Source organism: Streptococcus mitis (assembly GCF_013305725.1).
Lineage (GTDB): Bacteria > Bacillota > Bacilli > Lactobacillales > Streptococcaceae > Streptococcus > Streptococcus mitis_BO.
This window is the reverse complement of the sequence record NZ_CP047883.1, coordinates 135325-154349: the sequence shown is the minus strand read 5'-3', so window position 1 is coordinate 154349 and position 19025 is coordinate 135325. Positions and strand designations below refer to the sequence as shown.

16 protein-coding genes are annotated in these 19025 nt (G+C 40.8%); 4 read left to right on the top strand and 12 right to left on the bottom strand.

What is annotated here, in order from left to right:
- Nucleotides 1-3 precede the first annotated feature (3 nt).
- Both patB and patA read right to left on the bottom strand, forming a co-directional pair.
- Complete coding sequence (patB, locus tag M594_RS00715) at nt 4-1770, bottom strand: multidrug efflux ABC transporter subunit PatB (RefSeq protein ID WP_173875715.1); 1767 nt, start codon at nt 1768-1770, stop codon at nt 4-6.
- Nucleotide 1771: 1 nt separating this feature from the next.
- Nucleotides 1772-3478, bottom strand: a complete 1707-nt coding sequence (gene patA / locus M594_RS00710; RefSeq protein ID WP_173875714.1) for a multidrug efflux ABC transporter subunit PatA — start codon at nt 3476-3478, stop codon at nt 1772-1774.
- A 204-nt stretch (nt 3479-3682) separates the two neighbouring features.
- Here patA and M594_RS00705 point away from each other — a divergent pair, with 204 nt between their 5' ends.
- A complete protein-coding gene (locus M594_RS00705) occupies nt 3683-4699 on the top strand; it encodes an NAD(P)H-dependent glycerol-3-phosphate dehydrogenase (protein WP_173875713.1) in 1017 nt (338 codons plus the stop codon).
- A gap of 21 nt (nt 4700-4720) precedes the next feature.
- Nucleotides 4721-5620 carry a UTP--glucose-1-phosphate uridylyltransferase GalU gene (galU, locus tag M594_RS00700; protein WP_173875712.1) on the top strand — a complete coding sequence of 300 codons (900 nt, stop codon included), beginning with the start codon at nt 4721-4723 and terminating at the stop codon, nt 5618-5620.
- A 140-nt stretch (nt 5621-5760) separates the two neighbouring features.
- On the opposite strand, the gene M594_RS00695 is transcribed toward galU, so the two are convergent.
- From M594_RS00695 to pbp1b, 7 genes are all read right to left on the bottom strand, one after another.
- Nucleotides 5761-6291 carry an ATPase AAA gene (locus M594_RS00695; RefSeq protein ID WP_042749927.1) on the bottom strand — a complete coding sequence of 177 codons (531 nt, stop codon included), beginning with the start codon at nt 6289-6291 and terminating at the stop codon, nt 5761-5763.
- 332 nt (nt 6292-6623) lie between these two features.
- Nucleotides 6624-7301 (bottom strand): rhomboid family intramembrane serine protease, encoded by a 678-nt coding sequence (locus M594_RS00690; protein ID WP_124788380.1) that lies wholly within the window; start codon nt 7299-7301, stop codon nt 6624-6626.
- The gene (locus M594_RS00685; RefSeq protein ID WP_173875711.1) at nt 7285-7824 is read right to left on the bottom strand and encodes a 5-formyltetrahydrofolate cyclo-ligase; all 540 of its coding nucleotides are present in this window, start codon (nt 7822-7824) and stop codon (nt 7285-7287) included. Before M594_RS00685 ends, M594_RS00690 begins: the two co-directional genes overlap by 17 nt.
- A gap of 11 nt (nt 7825-7835) precedes the next feature.
- Nucleotides 7836-8966 carry an N-acetyldiaminopimelate deacetylase gene (locus M594_RS00680; protein WP_173875710.1) on the bottom strand — a complete coding sequence of 377 codons (1131 nt, stop codon included), beginning with the start codon at nt 8964-8966 and terminating at the stop codon, nt 7836-7838.
- 66 nt (nt 8967-9032) lie between these two features.
- Nucleotides 9033-9731 (bottom strand): 2,3,4,5-tetrahydropyridine-2,6-dicarboxylate N-acetyltransferase, encoded by a 699-nt coding sequence (dapD, locus tag M594_RS00675; RefSeq protein ID WP_173875709.1) that lies wholly within the window; start codon nt 9729-9731, stop codon nt 9033-9035.
- Nucleotides 9732-9816: 85 nt separating this feature from the next.
- Entirely contained in the window at nt 9817-10728 is a 912-nt protein-coding gene (locus M594_RS00670; protein WP_173875708.1) for a DMT family transporter, read from the bottom strand.
- 77 nt (nt 10729-10805) lie between these two features.
- Nucleotides 10806-13250: a penicillin-binding protein PBP1B gene (pbp1b, locus tag M594_RS00665; protein ID WP_173875707.1), complete on the bottom strand. Its 2445-nt coding sequence runs from the start codon at nt 13248-13250 to the stop codon at nt 10806-10808.
- 140 nt (nt 13251-13390) lie between these two features.
- Between pbp1b and tyrS the strand changes: the two genes are divergently transcribed.
- Nucleotides 13391-14647 carry a tyrosine--tRNA ligase gene (gene tyrS, locus M594_RS00660; protein WP_061590130.1) on the top strand — a complete coding sequence of 419 codons (1257 nt, stop codon included), beginning with the start codon at nt 13391-13393 and terminating at the stop codon, nt 14645-14647.
- 75 nt (nt 14648-14722) lie between these two features.
- Here tyrS and M594_RS00655 read toward each other — a convergent pair whose 3' ends face one another.
- Complete coding sequence (locus M594_RS00655; protein ID WP_173875706.1) at nt 14723-16786, bottom strand: heavy metal translocating P-type ATPase; 2064 nt, start codon at nt 16784-16786, stop codon at nt 14723-14725.
- Nucleotide 16787: 1 nt separating this feature from the next.
- Complete coding sequence (locus M594_RS00650; RefSeq protein WP_000910910.1) at nt 16788-17066, bottom strand: DUF6110 family protein; 279 nt, start codon at nt 17064-17066, stop codon at nt 16788-16790.
- Nucleotides 17067-17323: 257 nt separating this feature from the next.
- Between M594_RS00650 and M594_RS00645 the strand changes: the two genes are divergently transcribed.
- Nucleotides 17324-18172, top strand: coding sequence for a putative RNA methyltransferase (locus M594_RS00645; protein ID WP_173875705.1), 849 nt, complete (start codon nt 17324-17326; stop codon nt 18170-18172).
- 353 nt (nt 18173-18525) lie between these two features.
- On the opposite strand, the gene M594_RS10080 is transcribed toward M594_RS00645, so the two are convergent.
- Nucleotides 18526-18732 (bottom strand): hypothetical protein, encoded by a 207-nt coding sequence (locus M594_RS10080; RefSeq protein WP_254597165.1) that lies wholly within the window; start codon nt 18730-18732, stop codon nt 18526-18528.
- Nucleotides 18733-19025: the final 293 nt, after the last annotated feature.

The following is a 19025-nucleotide window of genomic DNA, read 5'->3' as shown; positions in this document are numbered from 1 at the left end:
TTCTTATTCAAAGACAAATTGATTGTGATAGAGTTCTGAGTAGAATCCACCTAGTTTCAAGAGTTCATGGTGATTACCACGTTCAATGACTTCTCCATCTTTAAGGACAATAATCTGGTCTGCATTGAGAATGGTTTTCAAGCGGTGGGCAATGACGAAACTAGTTCTGCCTGCTACAACCGCCTCCATGGCATGCTGAATCTTGCTTTCTGTCACCGTATCTACGTTTGAAGTGGCTTCATCTAGAATGAGAACTTCTGGATCTGTCATCAAGGTTCGAGCGATAGAAATCAATTGCTTTTGTCCTGTCGAGAAGATGCTTTGATCATCATCTATAAGAGTATCGTACCTATCAGGCAAACTTTCAATATAGTCGTGAATGTGGGTTGCCTTGGCTGCTGCCTCAACCATTTCTTGACTAGCATCTGGCACACCGAAACGGATATTGTCTCGAATCGTTCCACTAAATAAGACCGAATCCTGCAAAACAATTCCCACCTTGCTTCTAAGACTATCTAAATCATAGTTACGGATGTCTTTGCCGTCAAAATAAATACCACCAGCATCAACATCATAAAAGCGATTGATGAGGTTCATAATAGTCGTTTTCCCTGAACCTGTCGGACCAACAACCGCTGTCATCTGGCCTTTCGGAGCGGAAATGCTGACATCTTTCAAAATAGGTTTATCAGGCAGGTATGAAAAATCAATATGACTGATTTCAACACCTTCTTGCAACTTAGTGAAGATTGGAGCCTTTTCAGGTCGGATTTCTTCCTCTGCGTCAAACATTTCCTGAATCCGTTCAGCACCTGTAAAGGCTAACTGAAGGCTTCCCCAACTAGCCGCAACTTGAATAATAGGCTGGTAGTACTGCTGTGAAAATTGGGCAAACATAACAATCAAACCTAGGGCTGTACTTGTTTCAATAGACTTATCATTCAAAAGTACAGCTGAACCAGCAAAGATGACGATAGCTGTATTAACCAGGCTCATCCCATTCATGACAGGGAAAAGAATTCCTGAGAACATTCTTCCTTTAAAGGTTGCCTTGCGCACGCGCTCATTTTGTTCAAGAAATCCTGCCATCATATCCTTTTGAATTCCTTGCACAATCACGGCTTTTTGGCCTGAAATACTCTCGTCCATATAGGCGTTGAGTTTCCCTACCTCTTTTTGCTGGAGGTTGGTGTATTTGCGTGCCATTTTTACAATAAAAATCAGCATAAGGAAGGCCACTGGTGTGCTGGCAATGGTGATGAGGGCCAGCGTCACATTTCTCGAAAACATGACGAGAATCAGACCAATGTATAAAACAATATTGCTCATGACCTGAATCAAGCTTTCGTTAAAGGCTTGGAGGATATTATCCAAATCACTGGTAAAACGAGACAGGATATCTCCATCTTGTCGGCGGTCAAAGAAAGAAACTGTCAAGCGAGCAAGCTTACCGAAGAGGCCTTTGCGCATCTCATTGGTCGACTCTGCAATCACGCGCGTCATGAGACACATGTATATCACACTAGAAATAAATAAAACCAAAACCAGCAGACCAAGATTGACCATGATTCCTGATAGGCTTTGCCAAACAAGTTCTGGATTGCCATCTTGATAAGCTTGAACTAAATTGGCTAGCTCTGTTACCGCTTGTCCAGAAAAGACCGGAAAGAGGGCTTGGGCAAGAGTTGCCAGAACAATCATCAGGATAACAACTACAAATGATAGCTTATAGACTTTAAAATAATTCCAAAAAAATTGAACTGTCTTCATTTTACTCCTCCTTTCCTTTCTGTGTTTCGTAGATTTCACGGTAAACAGCATTGTTGGCAACCAAATCTGCATGCGTCCCTTGACCAATCAATCGCCCTTGATCTAGAACCAAGATTTTATCTGCATGGACAACCGAGCTAATCTTTTGAGCGATGATAATGGTTGTCGTTCCCTTTAATTCCTCATTCAAGGCTTCTTGAACCAGGCGCTCTGACTTAGCATCCAAGGCTGAGGTCGAATCGTCAAAAATCAGAATACGTGGATTGCTGACAATCCCACGCGCAATCGACATCCTTTGTTTTTGCCCACCAGAGAAGTTGGTTCCTCGTTCCTCAACTGGACTTTCAAAGGTTTTCTCCATACGATGAATGAATTCACTGGCTTGGGCAATATTGGCTGCGCGCTCCATTTCAAATAGTGTAGCATCTCCTTTGCCCTGTCTCAGGTTATCTGCAATCGTTCCACTAAAGAGAATGGCACGTTGGAGAACGATAGAGACAGCTTTACGCAAGGTTCCTTCACTCACTTCTCGAATATCCTTGCCTCCGATTTTGATAGACCCTTCCTGTGGGTCAAAGAGGCGTGGAATCAATTGAGCCAAGGTTGATTTTCCTGCACCAGTAGCTCCAACGACACCAACCATCTGACCAGGTTCAATAGTAAAGCTCACATCTTTCAGCATCGGTTCCTTATCCATTGGATAGGTAAAGGTCACATTTTCAAAGCTAAGACTGCCGACCAACTCTTCATCTGGGACATCCTTGAAGGTCATGGCTGGCTCTGCGTCAAGAATTTCTCGAATACGACGCATAGAAATCATAGCACGACTGACAGAATTTCCCAAAAATCCAACCATGACAATGGTAAAGATAATCTGGCTCAGGTAATTGACAAAGGAAGCAATGGAACCAACAACTGACGGATCCGACTGAACCATCCCAGCAACCAGCCAAATAGAGAGGAAAACCGCCCCGTAGCCGACCAGCATCATAAAGGGTTCCACTACTGAAAAGGCATAACCAATGTAAAGGTTTTGACCAAGAAGCTCGTCTGAAACCTCCGTAAACTTAGCAAACTGCTCTTTTTCTTGGACAAAGGACTTGACCACACGAACGCCACGCAGATTTTCCTTGGCAATGGCATTGATGCGCTCAAGAAGGGTTTGAAACTTGGCAAAACGAGGCCCCATCATACCCATCATGACAGCAGTCAAGCTAAAAATCAAGATTACCATGAGAACAATCACCCACCACAGAGAAGGTAGGGTTTGAACCGCCAAGATAAACGAACCGATGAACAAGAGGGGGAGCCTGAAAAGAATTTGGAAGGTCATCATGACGACGTTCTGAATCTGGTTGATATCATTTGTCATTCGAACGACTAGATTTCCCGCATTAAATTGTTCAATATTAGCATAAGAAAAGGTTTGGATTTTACGGAAGGCATCCTCTCGAAGGTCAGATGAAACTCCTTGGGCAATATAGGCTGCAAGGACAACATTGATCCCACCAGCAACCAGACCGACCACGGCCACACCAATCAACCAAGCCCCTATACTATAGATAGCTTCATATTTCCCAGCAAGGAGAGCGTCTAACACTTCCTGCAGGTAACGCGGCTGCAGAAGTGAACTAGCAACCATCAAGCCTGTCATCAGGAGCGAAGCCAAGGCCTGCCACTTGTAGGTTTTTATTTTCTGAATCAGCATACTTTCTCCTTAAAAAATAGACAAAAGGGAGCGACAATGCGTCAGCTCCTTCTCATTCTGTTTGTGTGATGTTATTCTAGCAAAAAAGTGAAGGATTGTCAAAGAAGTCTCCTTGATACAAATTAGTGCGCTTTCATCTACAGTAATGCATGATAAAGGTTTTTATGGTAAAATAGTAAAAAGAAGGTTATAAAGGAGGGGAATATGGAAAAACAAACCATCGCCGTCTTGGGGCCTGGTTCTTGGGGAACTGCCCTTTCACAAGTCTTAAATGACAATGGACACGAGGTACGTATTTGGGGAAATCTTCCCGAGCAAATCAATGAAATTAATACCTATCATACTAACAAGCACTACTTTAAAGATGTCGTTCTAGACGAAAATATCATTGCCTACACTGACTTAGCAGAAACATTGAAAGATGTGGATGCGATTTTGTTTGTTGTCCCAACAAAAGTGACACGACTTGTTGCCCAGCAAGTTGCACAAACCTTGGACCATAAGGCTATCATCATGCACGCATCAAAGGGATTAGAGCCTGATAGCCATAAACGATTATCAACCATCCTTGAAGAAGAAATTCCTGAACATCTCCGCAGTGATATTGTCGTTGTTTCAGGCCCTAGTCATGCAGAAGAAACCATTGTGCGTGACCTAACTTTAATCACTGCTGCTTCTAAAGATTTACAAACAGCTCAATACGTTCAAGAGCTCTTTAGCAATCACTACTTCCGACTTTATACCAATACGGATGTTATCGGGGTCGAAACCGCTGGTGCTCTTAAAAACATTATCGCTGTCGGTGCTGGAGCTTTACATGGTTTGGGATTTGGTGACAATGCCAAGGCAGCCATCATCGCTCGAGGATTGGCAGAAATTACCCGCCTAGGAGTAGCACTCGGGGCCAGTCCATTGACCTATAGTGGCTTGTCTGGTGTGGGAGATTTGATCGTAACGGGAACCTCCATCCACTCTCGTAACTGGAGAGCCGGAGATGCTCTTGGTCGTGGAGAATCCCTAGCTGATATCGAAGCCAATATGGGCATGGTAATCGAAGGAATCTCAACAACTCGAGCAGCCTATGAACTAGCGCAAGAACTTGGAGTCTATATGCCCATTACACAGGCCATTTACCAAGTTATCTACCACGGAACCAATATCAAAGATGCCATTTATGACATCATGAACAATGAATTTAAAGCAGAAAATGAGTGGTCTTAACCCTCTAAAGAAAGGATTCTTATGACATCAAAAGTTAGAAAGGCAGTCATCCCTGCCGCTGGACTCGGGACTCGATTTTTACCAGCAACCAAAGCACTTGCTAAAGAAATGTTGCCAATTGTGGACAAACCAACTATCCAATTTATCGTAGAAGAAGCTCTTAAATCAGGTATTGAAGATATTTTGGTTGTCACTGGTAAATCAAAACGTTCTATTGAAGACCACTTTGACTCAAACTTTGAGCTTGAGTACAACCTCAAAGAAAAAGGCAAGCATGACTTGCTAAAATTGGTAGACGAAACAACTGGTATTCGCCTTCACTTTATCCGTCAAAGCCATCCTCGTGGTCTGGGAGATGCTGTCTTACAAGCCAAAGCTTTTGTAGGGAATGAGCCCTTCGTTGTCATGCTGGGTGACGACCTAATGGATATCACAGATGACAACGCTGTACCTTTGACAAAACAATTGATGAATGATTACGAGTCGACTCACGCATCAACCATTGCTGTTATGCCTGTCCCTCATGAAGAAGTTTCAGCATATGGAGTTATCGCTCCTCAGGGTGAAGGGATTAATGGTCTCTACAGTGTCGAAACTTTTGTTGAAAAACCAGCTCCAGAAGATGCTCCAAGCGATTTGGCAATCATCGGACGCTATCTGCTCACACCAGAAATTTTTGAAATCCTCGAAAATCAAGCTCCCGGTGCTGGAAATGAAATCCAGCTTACCGACGCTATTGATACGCTTAATAAAACACAACGTGTTTTCGCCCGTGAATTTACAGGATCTCGTTACGACGTTGGGGATAAGTTTGGCTTTATGAAAACATCTATCGACTACGCCCTCAAACACCCACAAGTCAAAGATGACTTGAAAGATTACATCATCCAACTCGGGAAAGAATTGGCTGAGAAGGAATAGAATTAGTTTCCAGTTAATAAATTAAGTCTCCAGCAAGTTGACTCTGGAGACTTAATTATTTTACAAATTTACATATAATTTAAAGATTTATGAGATATGTCTCTAAATCTACCAACTCAACTTCGGTCCTTAATGATGGATTACAGATTCTCAATCAAAAATCGATTTGAAGTTTTAATGATATTTGCTATTTTGGGGACGTCTAAATCATCTGTATACAGAAAATGTTTTTCCTTCTCCTTATTTTTAGCTAGAAACTCACTTCTTGCTTGTATTGATAAGTTGCCCACTCTTTCAATTTCTTTTCGAGAATCATCCCTATCTTTCAAGGTTTTTTCTTCGGCCATTAAGACACAATATTTTAGACCAATTTGTTTTTCTTTTAAGAAAGATGCAATTTTCTTCAGTTGGTATTCAAAAATGACATACTCTATTACGACAGAGATGCCTCGAGTTATAAAATTATTGGTCAAGCTGATGATATTGTCCCAAAACAAATCCATGTAATAGCCCTCATCTTCCCAGGGAGCCACTATACCACCTTTAATCATTAAGTAAATCAAATCCCCCTCTATAACTGCACTTTTATCAAAAGAATAAGCTAACTCTTTACTAACAGTACTTTTCCCAACGCCTGGGGGGCCTGAAATAATGTAAACACAATTTTCCAACTTTATACCTCTTTTATTCTAATAATTCTTCAATCAATTTCTAATATTATAACATTTTCTATTTTTAAAATATATAATAAGACTGATACAACACTATATTCTAGAAAGTTACGATACAAAAGAAATAAAAAAGCACACCATTCTCAATTTTCTGCAAAAAAACTTATTTACAAATGACTTCTTCGCGATAGAATGGGCGCTCACTTTCTCAAATCATCTACATACAAAGCCTTATTTTAACTTGCTGTGTTGTTTCGAATGGTTCCAAATCACATTAAAAGCTACTCATTTTTTAAGTAGCTTTTTTCTTATTCAAGTTTACATATTAGTCGTCACAGCCCCATTCCCTTGTAGAAAAGCAAAACTGCGAGTCCTACGAACAACACTACCCCTCCTAACCTCTGGCTGGTACTATACATCCGTCTTTCACCTCGAACTGGAAAGATAACTGCTAGAAATGCTCCGCCGGCTGCACCACCGATATGTCCTGCTAGGCTAATTCCTGGAATCAGAACACTTCCAATAATGTTAACCACAAAAAGTGTCAGATAGGATTGCCCCAACTGCTGGATATAAGGATTACGCGTAGCATAGCGAAGAACAATAATCGCAGCAAATAGTCCATAGAGAGAAGTAGAAGCTCCTGCTGCTAAGGATTTTGGACTAAATACAAAAACGAAGAGATTGCCCATCATTCCTGATAAGAGATAGAGAAAGAAAAACTTCTTGGATCCGAAAATTCCCTCTACCTGCCTACCAAGATAATAGAGCGAAAGCATATTGACAATGAAATGTTCCCACCCAATATGAACAAAAATGGCAGAGAAGAGACGCCAAACCTGCTCAGGAAAGAGGCGAATAGCTGGCCCATACATGGCTCCAAATCGAAATAATGTATCTGCCCTGTCAAAGTTTCTGCCTGCAGTGATCAACATTAGTAAAAATACCAAGGCCGTCACAAAAAGAAAGAAACTCGTCACAGGATAACGTCTATCAAAGATTTCCTTCATCAATTAATACCTCCTGAACAGGAATATCATGGTTTTCAGGGATAAAGTCCTGAATTTGACAAGGATATATCGTACTCAAAGTATGACCAGAAAAATGTTCCAGATAGCGGTCATAATAGCCTCCACCGTATCCTATCCGATATCCTTTCGTCGTAAAAGCCAGACCAGGAACATGAATCAAATCAATCTGAGAGGCATCCACCACTTCCAAATTTCCCTGTGGCTCCAGTAATCCAAAAGAAGTTTTTACCAACTGTTGCGAATCATAGATCACAAAGTCCATGCGCCCCTTGGGATAAGTTTTGGGTATCAAAACCTTCTTGCCGTCCTTCAGCGCCTGCTCAATCAGTTCCTGTGTTTGAAATTCATGAGGAAAAGAGAGATAGGTTGCGATGACCTTGGCTTCTTGGTAAAAGGGGTGTTGTAACAATCGCTCGGTTAAAGCTTGGTCTATAGCCTGTTTTTGCTCTTGAGATATAGCCTTCATTTCTTGCAAGACTTGCTTGCGTAATTCTGCTTTCATAGACAATTCCTCTACTCTGCTGCCTTCTTTTTCAGGAAACTAGAAACCGCATCCACCCCAATGGCTAAGGCTTCTTCCTTGGGACTCATCTGAGGGTGATGAAGGGCGTAGGGACTATCAATACCTAACCAGAACATAACGCCATCAACTTTTGAAAGGAGATAACCAAAGTCCTCACCTGTCATAGCAGGTTCGATATCAATCAACTCAATTCCATCTTTTTCTTCAAAGAAATCCATCAGTTCACGCGCCAAGGCTGGATGGTTCTCAACAGGCAAGTAACCCCCTTGTTTGAGTTCCACTTCGACTTCCATACCAAAGGCAGCTGCAACGCCTTCTGCAACTGTTTTGACCCTCTTTTGCACCAAGAGACTCATGTCCTTCGTCAAGGCCCGAATAGTTCCATGTAAAAAGGCTGTATCTGTGATGACATTGTTGGTTGTTCCGGCTTGGAAAAGACCAAAGGTCACCACTGCTCCCTCGATTGGGTTGACATTGCGGCTGACAACTGACTGCACCTGGGTCACAAAGTAACTAGCCGCCACCAAGGCGTCATTAGCTTCATGTGGAAAGGCTGCGTGTCCTCCTTTGCCTTTGAAACGGATCTTCACCTCGCAAGTTCCTGCAAAGAGTGTATGAGTATTAGTCGCAATCTGTCCAACCTTCAAATCTGGCCGAACATGAAGCCCATAAAACTGGTCTGGCAACCAGTCTCCAAAAGCGCCATCCTCATACATGAGCATGCCACCAGCTTCATTTTCTTCAGCAGGTTGAAACAGAAAGAGCAGATTGTTCTTTGGTTGCTCCTCAAGGGCTCGCTCAAGACAGCCTAAAGCAATAGTCATGTGGAAATCATGGCCACAAGCATGCATACGATCTTGATGCAGAGAAGCGAAGGGCAGGCCTGTTTGTTCGACAATAGGCAGGCCATCAATATCTGTCCGCCAACCAATGGTACGCTCTGGCTGACTTCCCTGTAAATAGACCAAAATCCCTGTTCGCCAAGTACGAACTTGAACAAAATTCTTGCCCGCAGTCAATTTCTCAATCACATCCAGCAGATAAGCCTGAGTCTTGAACTCCTCCAAGCCAATCTCTGGAATCTGGTGCAAATCCCGTCTAGTCTGAATCAAATCTAACATCTATCTTTCCTCCTATATAGCAGAAAGAGGCTGGAAAAGGGTTCCGCCTCTATTTTTCTTTTACAATTACAAGGTACGAAGCGCATCCTCTAGCGCTGTTTTTTGTTGGGTTTGGGCATCAATCTCTTTGATAATACGAGCTGGAACACCTGCTACCACCACGTTTTCTGGGACATCTTGGGTAACAATAGCTCCTGCAGCGACAACTGAACCACTACCGATTTGGACTCCTTCGATAACTACTGCATTGGCACCGATGAGAACATTGTCTCCAACACGGACTGGTTCTGCGCTAGCTGGCTCAATCACACCTGCCAAAACTGCACCTGCACCAACGTGGCTGTTTTTCCCAACGATAGCACGGCCACCAAGGATAGCACCCATGTCAATCATAGTTCCTGCACCAATTTCAGCACCGATATTGATAACAGCCCCCATCATGATAACAGCATTGTCACCAATTTCAACCTGGTCACGAATAATAGCACCTGGCTCGATACGAGCGTTAATATCACGTTTGTCTAGTAAGGGAACTGCAGAATTACGAGCGTCTTGCTCAACAACATAGTCTTGATTTTCTACCAAGTCATCAAGAAGCGGAGCCACATCTTTCCAGTCTCCAAATAGGACATTCCCTAATTTAACAACAGAGCTTGGTACAGCAGTTGCGAGTTGTCCCTCAAAGGTTACTTTAACACTGGTTTTCTTTTCGGCATTGGCGATAAATTGGATAATTTCTTGAGCGTTCATTTTTGTAGCAGTCATAGGCGCCTCCTAGTTCATTTTAATGATACCTATTCTACCAAAAAAGGCCTCAAATTTGAAGCCTCAACTATTAAAATAACCCTCTTTAATGTCTTTCCTTAGCTTCTTCTACAGATAAGAAAATCATAGGAACAATAATCAACACCATAGACAAAGCTAGAAATCCATCCATAACTAGACCAAGAAAGAGAACGCTCAGTAAAGCTGAAGAAAGGGGCTCACTAGCACTCACCACTGATACAACCAAAGGAGATACAAGAGATACCGCCTTCATCGAAATAAAGAAAGCAAATGCAGTCCCGAATACAGCTATCGTTAAACAAATCAACACACTCACAATATCTAACTGAAAAGTAATACGATAGACTGGATGGAGTAGGTTACTAAATAGTCCCGCTATAATCATCCCCCAACCAACTGTCGGTATAAAGCCATATCGCTTGGCAAAAGATTGTGGCAAGATAACATTAAACATGACTCCAACTGCACTGAGCAAGCCCGTTATCAAAGCCAAGGGAGTCATAGACAGCTGCGATAAATCTCCTCTAGTAGCCATTAAAAACACACCCAGCATGGCAATCAAAACATATAGGATAGCACTAAGAGACGCCTTCTTTTTGTAAACCATTCGATTGTAAAATAGAATAAAAACTGGACTGATAAATTGTAAAATAGTCGCAGTTGTCGCATTTGAGTACTCAACGCATAGATAAAAGAAAAACTGCACAGAAAAAATCCCCAAAATAGCATAGGCTAAAAAGGGCAGGTAATTTTTCTTATCTCGCCAAATATCGACTAACTTCCTACGTAACTGAAAGGCTGATAGGATCAAAACAAGACTTCCGGCTACCAGTAAACGCATAGAAGTAATCCAGCCCGAAGATACTTTATAATGAGTAAAGAAATACTCTCCTAAAATCCCGCAAATCCCCCAGATTAAACCTGATAATAGTGAATAGATTGTCCCCTTAACAATCTTTTTCTGATATTGATTCATATATTTATTTTAACATGAAAATGAAAAAGAAAAAAGTAGCAAGGATAGAACATTTTTATCCTTGCTACTACTCTATATTATCTATTAGACCTAGAAGTTCCTGTTGATGATCTTGTTCCAGAGTTATTATTTACATTTGGTAATGTCAAACTAGGGAGATTTCCTAGAATACTCTTCCAAGCATTCTGATAGTCTGCATCGCTACCCCCAATCGCAAATCTGTAAGTAGTGACCGGTGCTCCTTCTTTTGTAGCCCAGTAACTTGTTACTGTAGACCCTGAAATATCAACTTCCTTTCCATTGATTGAGACCTTGCCCGGCTTTTGCCCTGTTGATTTTAGCACCTGTGATTTTGTTACACTAGAATCAAGATTAAAGCGTTCATTTCCCCAAATACCTGGTTCAGCTTGTTGAATAGCATTGACCAAATGAGCCATATAATTCGCATTTCGGTAGTGACCTGCACCTTTAGCAAGTGGTCGATTATCATCATGACCTAACCAACCTCCTAGAGTCAATCTAGGTGTCGAAAGCATGAGCCACATGTTCTCGTCTTCATTCGTTGTACCCGTTTTTCCAATCCAATCTGCACTTGCTAGACTAGGATTAATAGACGATAAGTCTGACTGGAAACTAGAAGTAATACGAGATGAAATGACATCACGGAGTAAACTCTGCATAATAGTCGCTGTTGCCTTAGAATAAACCTGAACAGGTTGAGATTTATATTCATAAATCACTCGGCCATCAGGAGACTCTATCTTAGCAATCATGTGTTTCTGTTGATAAACACCATTGTTAGCTATGGTCTGATAACCGTTGGTATGCTGGGCAACTGTGACCTCAATTCCTCCACCCATAGGTAAACTTTCAATACCATATTCTGGAATTTCATAACCCATTTTTTCCATGTAGCCTTTCACATCAACACCCTTCTCTCGAAGCGTGCGGTAGGTCCAATAAGCCGGTATATTCCATGAATAATTAAGAGCTTCTCCAAGAGTCATCATAGCCGTACCAGGGCTATTGACATACATAATCGGATTCCCGTTAGAGAAATTTGTCGGATAGTTCGACAAGATGCTTGCACTCCCCATCAGTCCCTGATCAATAGCGATACCATAAGCCAAGAGAGGTTTGGTCGTGGAAGCAGGAGATCGTTTGGTATCGATAGCGTGATTATTCTGATTTTCTTGATAATTTCGACCACCAACAAACCCAAGGATAGCTCCAGTTTTGTTATCCATCAAAACATTCCCCACTTCAGGCTGCCCTGTCGAGTCATCCACTATTCGGCCATAACTAGCAACAGCATTCTGCATAGCTGTGTGGATATTTTTATTGATAGTTGTAGTAACTTTATACCCACCATTTTCAATTTCTTTAGTTGCTAAATCGCGATAAGCTTTCTGAATAGATTCATTTTTCAATTCTTGACTAGAAACATTATCTTGCTGAATCAAATAGTCATACATCCTATCTACAGCTTCAGCTAGAGTCGCAAAGTAAAGATAACCGCGAGAAGCAGTACTCACACTACCAGATGGTAGGAAATCTTTTTTAAAATCATAATCCTTATATTGTTGATAATCTTCCTGGCTTAATGCACCTGTGCGATACATATTGTACAGCACGTCCTTGGCACGCTTGATTCCCAAAGCCATATCCTCATCACTCTTCATACTGCCGTCAGATTCATAAGGAGAATAACTAATAGGACTCTGGGGCAAACCTGCGATAAACGCAGCTTGTGGTACGCTCAATTTACTTGCTTCTACACCGAAAATTCCTTCTGCTGCTTGCTGGGCACCTGCAATGTTTTGCCCTTTATTATTTCTACCAAAAGGAGCGATATTGAGATAGGCTGTTAGAATCTCATCTTTCCCCATCACTCTTTCTAAAGCAAGTGCATCGACAATCTCTGTTGCCTTACGAGCCAATGTCGGAGCGTCTCCAACAACCTGCTGTTTGATGACCTGCTGCGTTAAGGTCGAACCTCCACTGGACGACCCCAGACCAACAAATGTTCCCAGAGTCGCACGAATAACAGCCTTAGGTACAACTCCATGGTGTTCGTTAAAATGTTCATCCTCTGTCGCAATGATAGCCCTCTTCAAGTTATCAGAGATAGCATCTGAGCCGACAGAAGTACGTAGCAAATCCCCCTCAATCGAGGCGATTGTACTACCGTCAGAATAAGTGATTTCTGATATGGAAGCAATATTCTTAACTTGCTTCAACAACTCCTCTGCTTGAGGGACCTTAGCCTTGTCAAACAAAGCAACTCCATAACCAATAGCTACACCAGCTCCAAAAAGCCCACCGATAAAACCTAGGATAAAAAGAGTATTAAAGGTCACTTTAATACCTCTCAAAATTTTCGCAAAAATAGATCCGACTCCAATCGGCTGATTTACTGAACTAGACTTTTTATGTCTCTTACCCTCTTGTTTTTTTCTCAGGGTACCTTGTTGAAAAATGTTCAACATTTTTGTTTTTAATTCACTGATTCTTTCTTTCATGAATATCCTCGCTCTTTCTATTATACCATAAAAGGTAAACTTTCAATAAAATAGCCACTTTCTTCCCTATTCTACTAGGCTATTGCCCAAGTTTGTGATACAATAGGTAGAAACAATATTTTATAAAGGAGAAAAGACACATGCACATTTTTGATGAGCTAAAAGAGCGTGGTTTGATTTTTCAAACGACTGATGAAGAAGCTTTGCGTAAAGCCCTAGAAGAAGGTCAAGTTTCTTATTATACTGGCTACGATCCAACTGCTGACAGCCTTCACCTAGGCCACCTTGTCGCAATCTTGACAAGTCGTCGCTTGCAACTAGCAGGTCACAAACCTTATGCGCTCGTTGGCGGTGCTACAGGTCTCATCGGAGATCCGTCCTTCAAAGATGCTGAACGTAGTCTCCAAACAAAAGACACAGTAGATGGCTGGGTCAAGTCTATCCAAGGACAACTTTCTCGTTTTCTTGACTTTGAAAATGGTGAAAACAAGGCTGTCATGGTCAACAACTACGACTGGTTTGGCAGCATCAGCTTCATTGATTTCCTCCGTGATATCGGAAAATACTTTACTGTCAACTACATGATGAGCAAGGAGTCTGTGAAAAAACGGATTGAAACAGGAATTTCATACACTGAGTTTGCCTACCAAATCATGCAAGGTTACGACTTCTTCGTTCTTAACCAAGACCACAACGTAACGCTTCAAATCGGTGGTTCTGACCAGTGGGGAAATATGACAGCTGGTACCGAATTACTTCGTCGTAAGGCTGACAAGACTGGACACGTTATCACAGTTCCGCTTATCACAGATGCAACTGGTAAGAAATTTGGTAAATCAGAAGGAAACGCAGTCTGGCTCAATCCTGAAAAGACTTCTCCATACGAAATGTACCAATTTTGGATGAACGTTATGGACGCAGACGCTGTTCGCTTCTTGAAGATTTTTACTTTCTTGTCACTTGATGAGATTGAAGACATCCGTAAACAGTTTGAAGCGGCTCCACACGAACGATTGGCACAAAAAGTTTTGGCTCGTGAAGTCGTTACACTTGTTCACGGAGAAGAAGCTTACAAAGAAGCCCTCAACATCACTGAACAACTCTTTGCAGGAAACATCAAAAACCTTTCTGTTAAAGAACTCAAACAAGGACTTCGTGGCGTGCCAAACTACCAAGTACAAGCAGACGAAAACCACAATATCGTGGAACTCCTCGTGGCATCTGGTGTGGTCAACTCAAAACGCCAAGCCCGTGAAGACGTCCAAAACGGAGCTATCTACGTCAACGGTGACCGCATCCAAGACCTTGACTATGTCTTGAGTGACGCTGATAAGTTAGAGAACGAACTGACTGTTATCCGTCGCGGCAAGAAGAAATATTTTGTATTGACTTACTAAACTGTTCAACATTTACCTATAAAAAAGGAGTTAACCTCGAGAAAGGTAACTCCTTTTTGTTGTTGATAACCACATCTATCTAGCCTTAATAGACAGGCTACGCAGGACTATGCGCAAGGTTGTTAGATTATGTAAGATAGAGAGATTTGAAGGACTGAGCCAATTAAATAAGCCAAAGCCAATCAAACTACTATTTACTACAACGGTATCTTGAATATTCTTCTTGATGAGTGTTTGCAAAGATGATGATAGCCAATCCAACTCTTGGAAGAAATCCAAACGATTATCTAACAATAAGATATCGCTCATCTGCTTAGAAATATCTGCACTCTCATTCATCACCACACCGATATCTGATAGGGTTAGAGCAGCTGAGTCATTCAAGCCATCTCCAACCATCAAAATAGTGTGACCTGCTTTCTGCAGTTCCTCTACTAGCTCAAATTTCCCATCAGGTTTCAAGTCTGTATAGACCTGATCAAAGGGCAAATCTTTGACTAATTCCTCTGTTCTAACCAAGGTGTCCCCTGTTGCCAGAATCAATTTTTTCCCTTGTGCCTTAAGTTTCTCCAAGGCTGCTTTTGCTTCTTTTCTCAACGGAGTATGAATACAGAACATTCCAATCAATTCATTCTGATAAGCCAAGAATAAGAGATTATAGTGACTCTTGTACTCTTCAATTAAAGCATTTTGTTCTGAATTGATATGAATTTGCTCATCCTGCATCAAGACATAATTTCCAATAAGAACTGGTTGCCCATCTATATGAGATTTAATCCCCTTGCTTGCGATATATTGGAGTTTCCCATGCATTTCCTCATGTTCAATTCCCTCTATCTCAGCTTGCTTGACGATGGCATTAGCAATAGGATGATAAATGTGTTCCTCAAGACAGGCACTGATTCTGAGAATATCTTCCTCACTATAGTCCCCAAAAGGTAACACCTTTTCAACTATAGGATAACTAGTTGTGATTGTTCCCGTCTTATCAAACAAGAAAGTATCAACTTCCAGATATTTCTCCAGAATATCTCCATCCTTAATCACCATTTCACGATTCAACCCCTCCTTGATAGCTGTTAAATAAGCTACAGGAGTAGAGATTTTCAAAGCGCAGGAGAAATCGACCAATAGGAAAGAAATAGCCTTAGAAAAAGAACCTGTTAATAGGTAAGTCAGACCAGCCCCCAAGAAATTATATTTGACGACCTTATCCGCCATCTTGATGAAATAGCGTTGTTTCGTTTTCTTGTTTTCTTCAGATTTCTTCATCAACTCAATCAGCTGTAAAATACGGCTGTTCATCTGATTATCGGTTACACGAATGCGCAACTCTCCAGTTTCTAATACTGTATTTGCACAAACCAAATCAGACTCTCTTTTTTCAACTGGAAAACTCTCTCCCGTCAAGGAACTTTCGTTGACCATACCTAAACCTGAAACTACTTGTCCATCAAACAGAATTTCATTTCCTTGAGATAGGACCAAGACATCTCCTATTTGAACATCGGAACTCTTGATACTAACAACCGTATCCCCCTGTACTAGAAATACATCGCTCTCTTTTGCAAGAAGGCTTTGTTCTAAATCTGTTGCAGTTTTTTTCAAGGACCACTGATCTAAATGATTCCCCAAATCAAGCATAAACATGATATTGCTAGCTGTCTTGGATTGGTTCATAAACAAGGACAATAAAATCGCCGAACAGTCCAAGACCTCCATCGTTAGTTCCTTACGCGCTAGTGTTTGATAGGCTTCTCTAATATAGCCAAAAGCCTGATAACAAGTCCATATATAGCGAATAGGAGACGGTACAAAACTACGAAAAAGTATACGCTTAATCGCTGCACCTGAAACAATAGAATAAGCACTCTCTTCTCTACGAATGGGAAGAGTCATCAACTCAGAAACTTTCCCTTTATCAATTCTTTTTAAAAAGGCTTCTGCATTATCTAATACAGAAAAGCCTTCTTTTATGCGTAGAGTAAAGTGCTGTTGATCCATGTAAAACTGGATAGACTCAATCCCCTTTTCATCTCTCGCCAAGGAACGAAGATAGTCTTGAATATCCAAGGTGAGTGAAAAAGAAGATGATAGTCGGATATGTTGGTATCCTCTATGTAGCACTTTAAAAGACATATTATTCCCCTATAAGGCTATCTAATTGCTCTTCTTTTTTCTCTTGCTCGTACAAATATTTGGCATCTTGCAAGACATCGTCTCCATGTTGTTTCACAACAGAAACAGATGCATCTAGCCCGTCTTTCAACTTGTAAGCCTTAGCCAAAGCTTTAGAATAACCTTTTTTAGCTTCCTTACTTGCCAAGATTTTCAAACCAAGGGTACCAAATGCGACACCACCCAAAAAGAGTGATGATTTTTTCGCAACTTTTGCGACGGTTAATACTTCTTTTAACATACTTATTTCCTCCTTATCATTATTATATAGCAATTTAGATATAAAAGCAATTTCATTTTATAAATTGGAGAATTATACTCAATGAAAATCAAAGAGCAAACTAGGAAACTAGCCGCAGGCTGTACTTGAGTACGGCAAGGCGACGTTGACGTGGTTTGAATTTGATTTTCGAAGAGTATTAGTTTTATTTCTACTGAATCTCCCATCTACTTATTCCTAAAGTTGCTTTCATTTGCCTCTTTTGATACACTTAAACTATGAATACAAATCTCAAACCCAAACTTCAACGTTTTGCTTCTGCTACTGCCTTTGCCTGTCCTATCTGTCAAGACAATCTGACTCTGGTAGAGAACAGTCTCAAATGTAGCAATCGCCATTCTTTTGACTTGGCGAAATTCGGCTATGTCAATCTAGCCCCTCAAATCAAGCAATCTGCTAACTACGACAAGGAAAATTTTCAAAATCGTCAACAAATCCTAGAAGCCGGCTTTTATCAGGCTATTTTAGAGGCTGTATCTGACTTGCTAGCCAGTTCAGAAACTAGCACCACAGTCTTAGATATCGGTTGTGGCGAAGGATTCTATTCTCGCAAACTCCAAGAAAGTCATCCTGACAAAACCTTCTATGCCTTTGACATCTCCAAAGATTCCGTCCAAATCGCTGCCAAGAGTGAACCAAACTGGGCAGTCAATTGGTTCGTTGGTGACTTGGCTCGTCTTCCTATAAAAGACGCCAGCATGGATATCCTGCTTGATATCTTCTCACCTGCCAACTATGGAGAATTTCGTCGCGTTTTATCCAAAGACGGCATCTTGATAAAGGTTATTCCAACTGAAAATCACCTCAAGGAAATCCGTCAGAAGGTACAAGACCAGCTGACAAACAAGGAGTATTCCAACCAAGATATCAAAAATCATTTCCAAAACAACTTCACTATCTTATCCAGTAAAACTGCCTCTCTGACCAAGACTATCACAGCAGATCAGCTCCAAGCCCTACTCAGCATGACACCCCTACTCTTTCACATCGACCAGAGCAAGATTGACTGGAGCCAACTGACAGAGATTACCATTGAAGCTGAGATACTTGTTGGGCAAGCATTCTAAACTAGACTTCCCAAAGGTATAAAACTTACCGAAAATCTTCAATATTACAAAAACGCATAAGAACAGGTACTCAAAACCTTAATCTTATGCGTTTTGTTATGCAAAAATCGCTGGAGTTTCTATACACATTAAGAGGAAATCTTTGAAACCAGTTCTTTTAATAACCATTGAACACCATATAGTACATTTGCCCCAAATATGATATAGGCCGTATAAATCAAGTATTTCGATTTCTCCCGCCTCAAAGAATAAATCTTGTACAAGATAAACAAATTTAAAATAATAAATAATAGAGACAAAATCTTCCTCCAAAATCAATCACAAAAGTAGCCAGTCAGGCATAGTTCTAATATTTATTTTCGATTCGAGATAACAAACTTATCAATAAATAGCAAGTGAAATAAGGCCAGTACCAGACCCCAAACGCTACCACGAAAAGAGATTTCTTGATGATTGAGAGGAAACAAATCGTTGTTACCTATATAGAGGCAGGTCAAAATAACAAATAGTATCCAAAATAAATCAGTCCATTTATATTTTGAAAAATATTTTTTCCACATAAAAACACCTTCTTTCCTATAATCATATTATAATACTTTATGTAAGCGACTACAAGAGATATGAGGTAATCAACTACGAAGAAATATAAGGCTGAAGACAGTAAAAACCAGCATTTAAAGCGCTGGTTTATTGTTTTAAACTAGATTTCTTACAAGCTTACTGACACTTAGCTTTAAAAAAAGTTAGTTTTTGAAGCGCTTGGATAAATAGAATCTAGAAAACAGAAAAAACTAAAAAGAATGTAGGGAAGTAAACCCTACATTCTTAAAATAACTTAGTACATAAATGATAA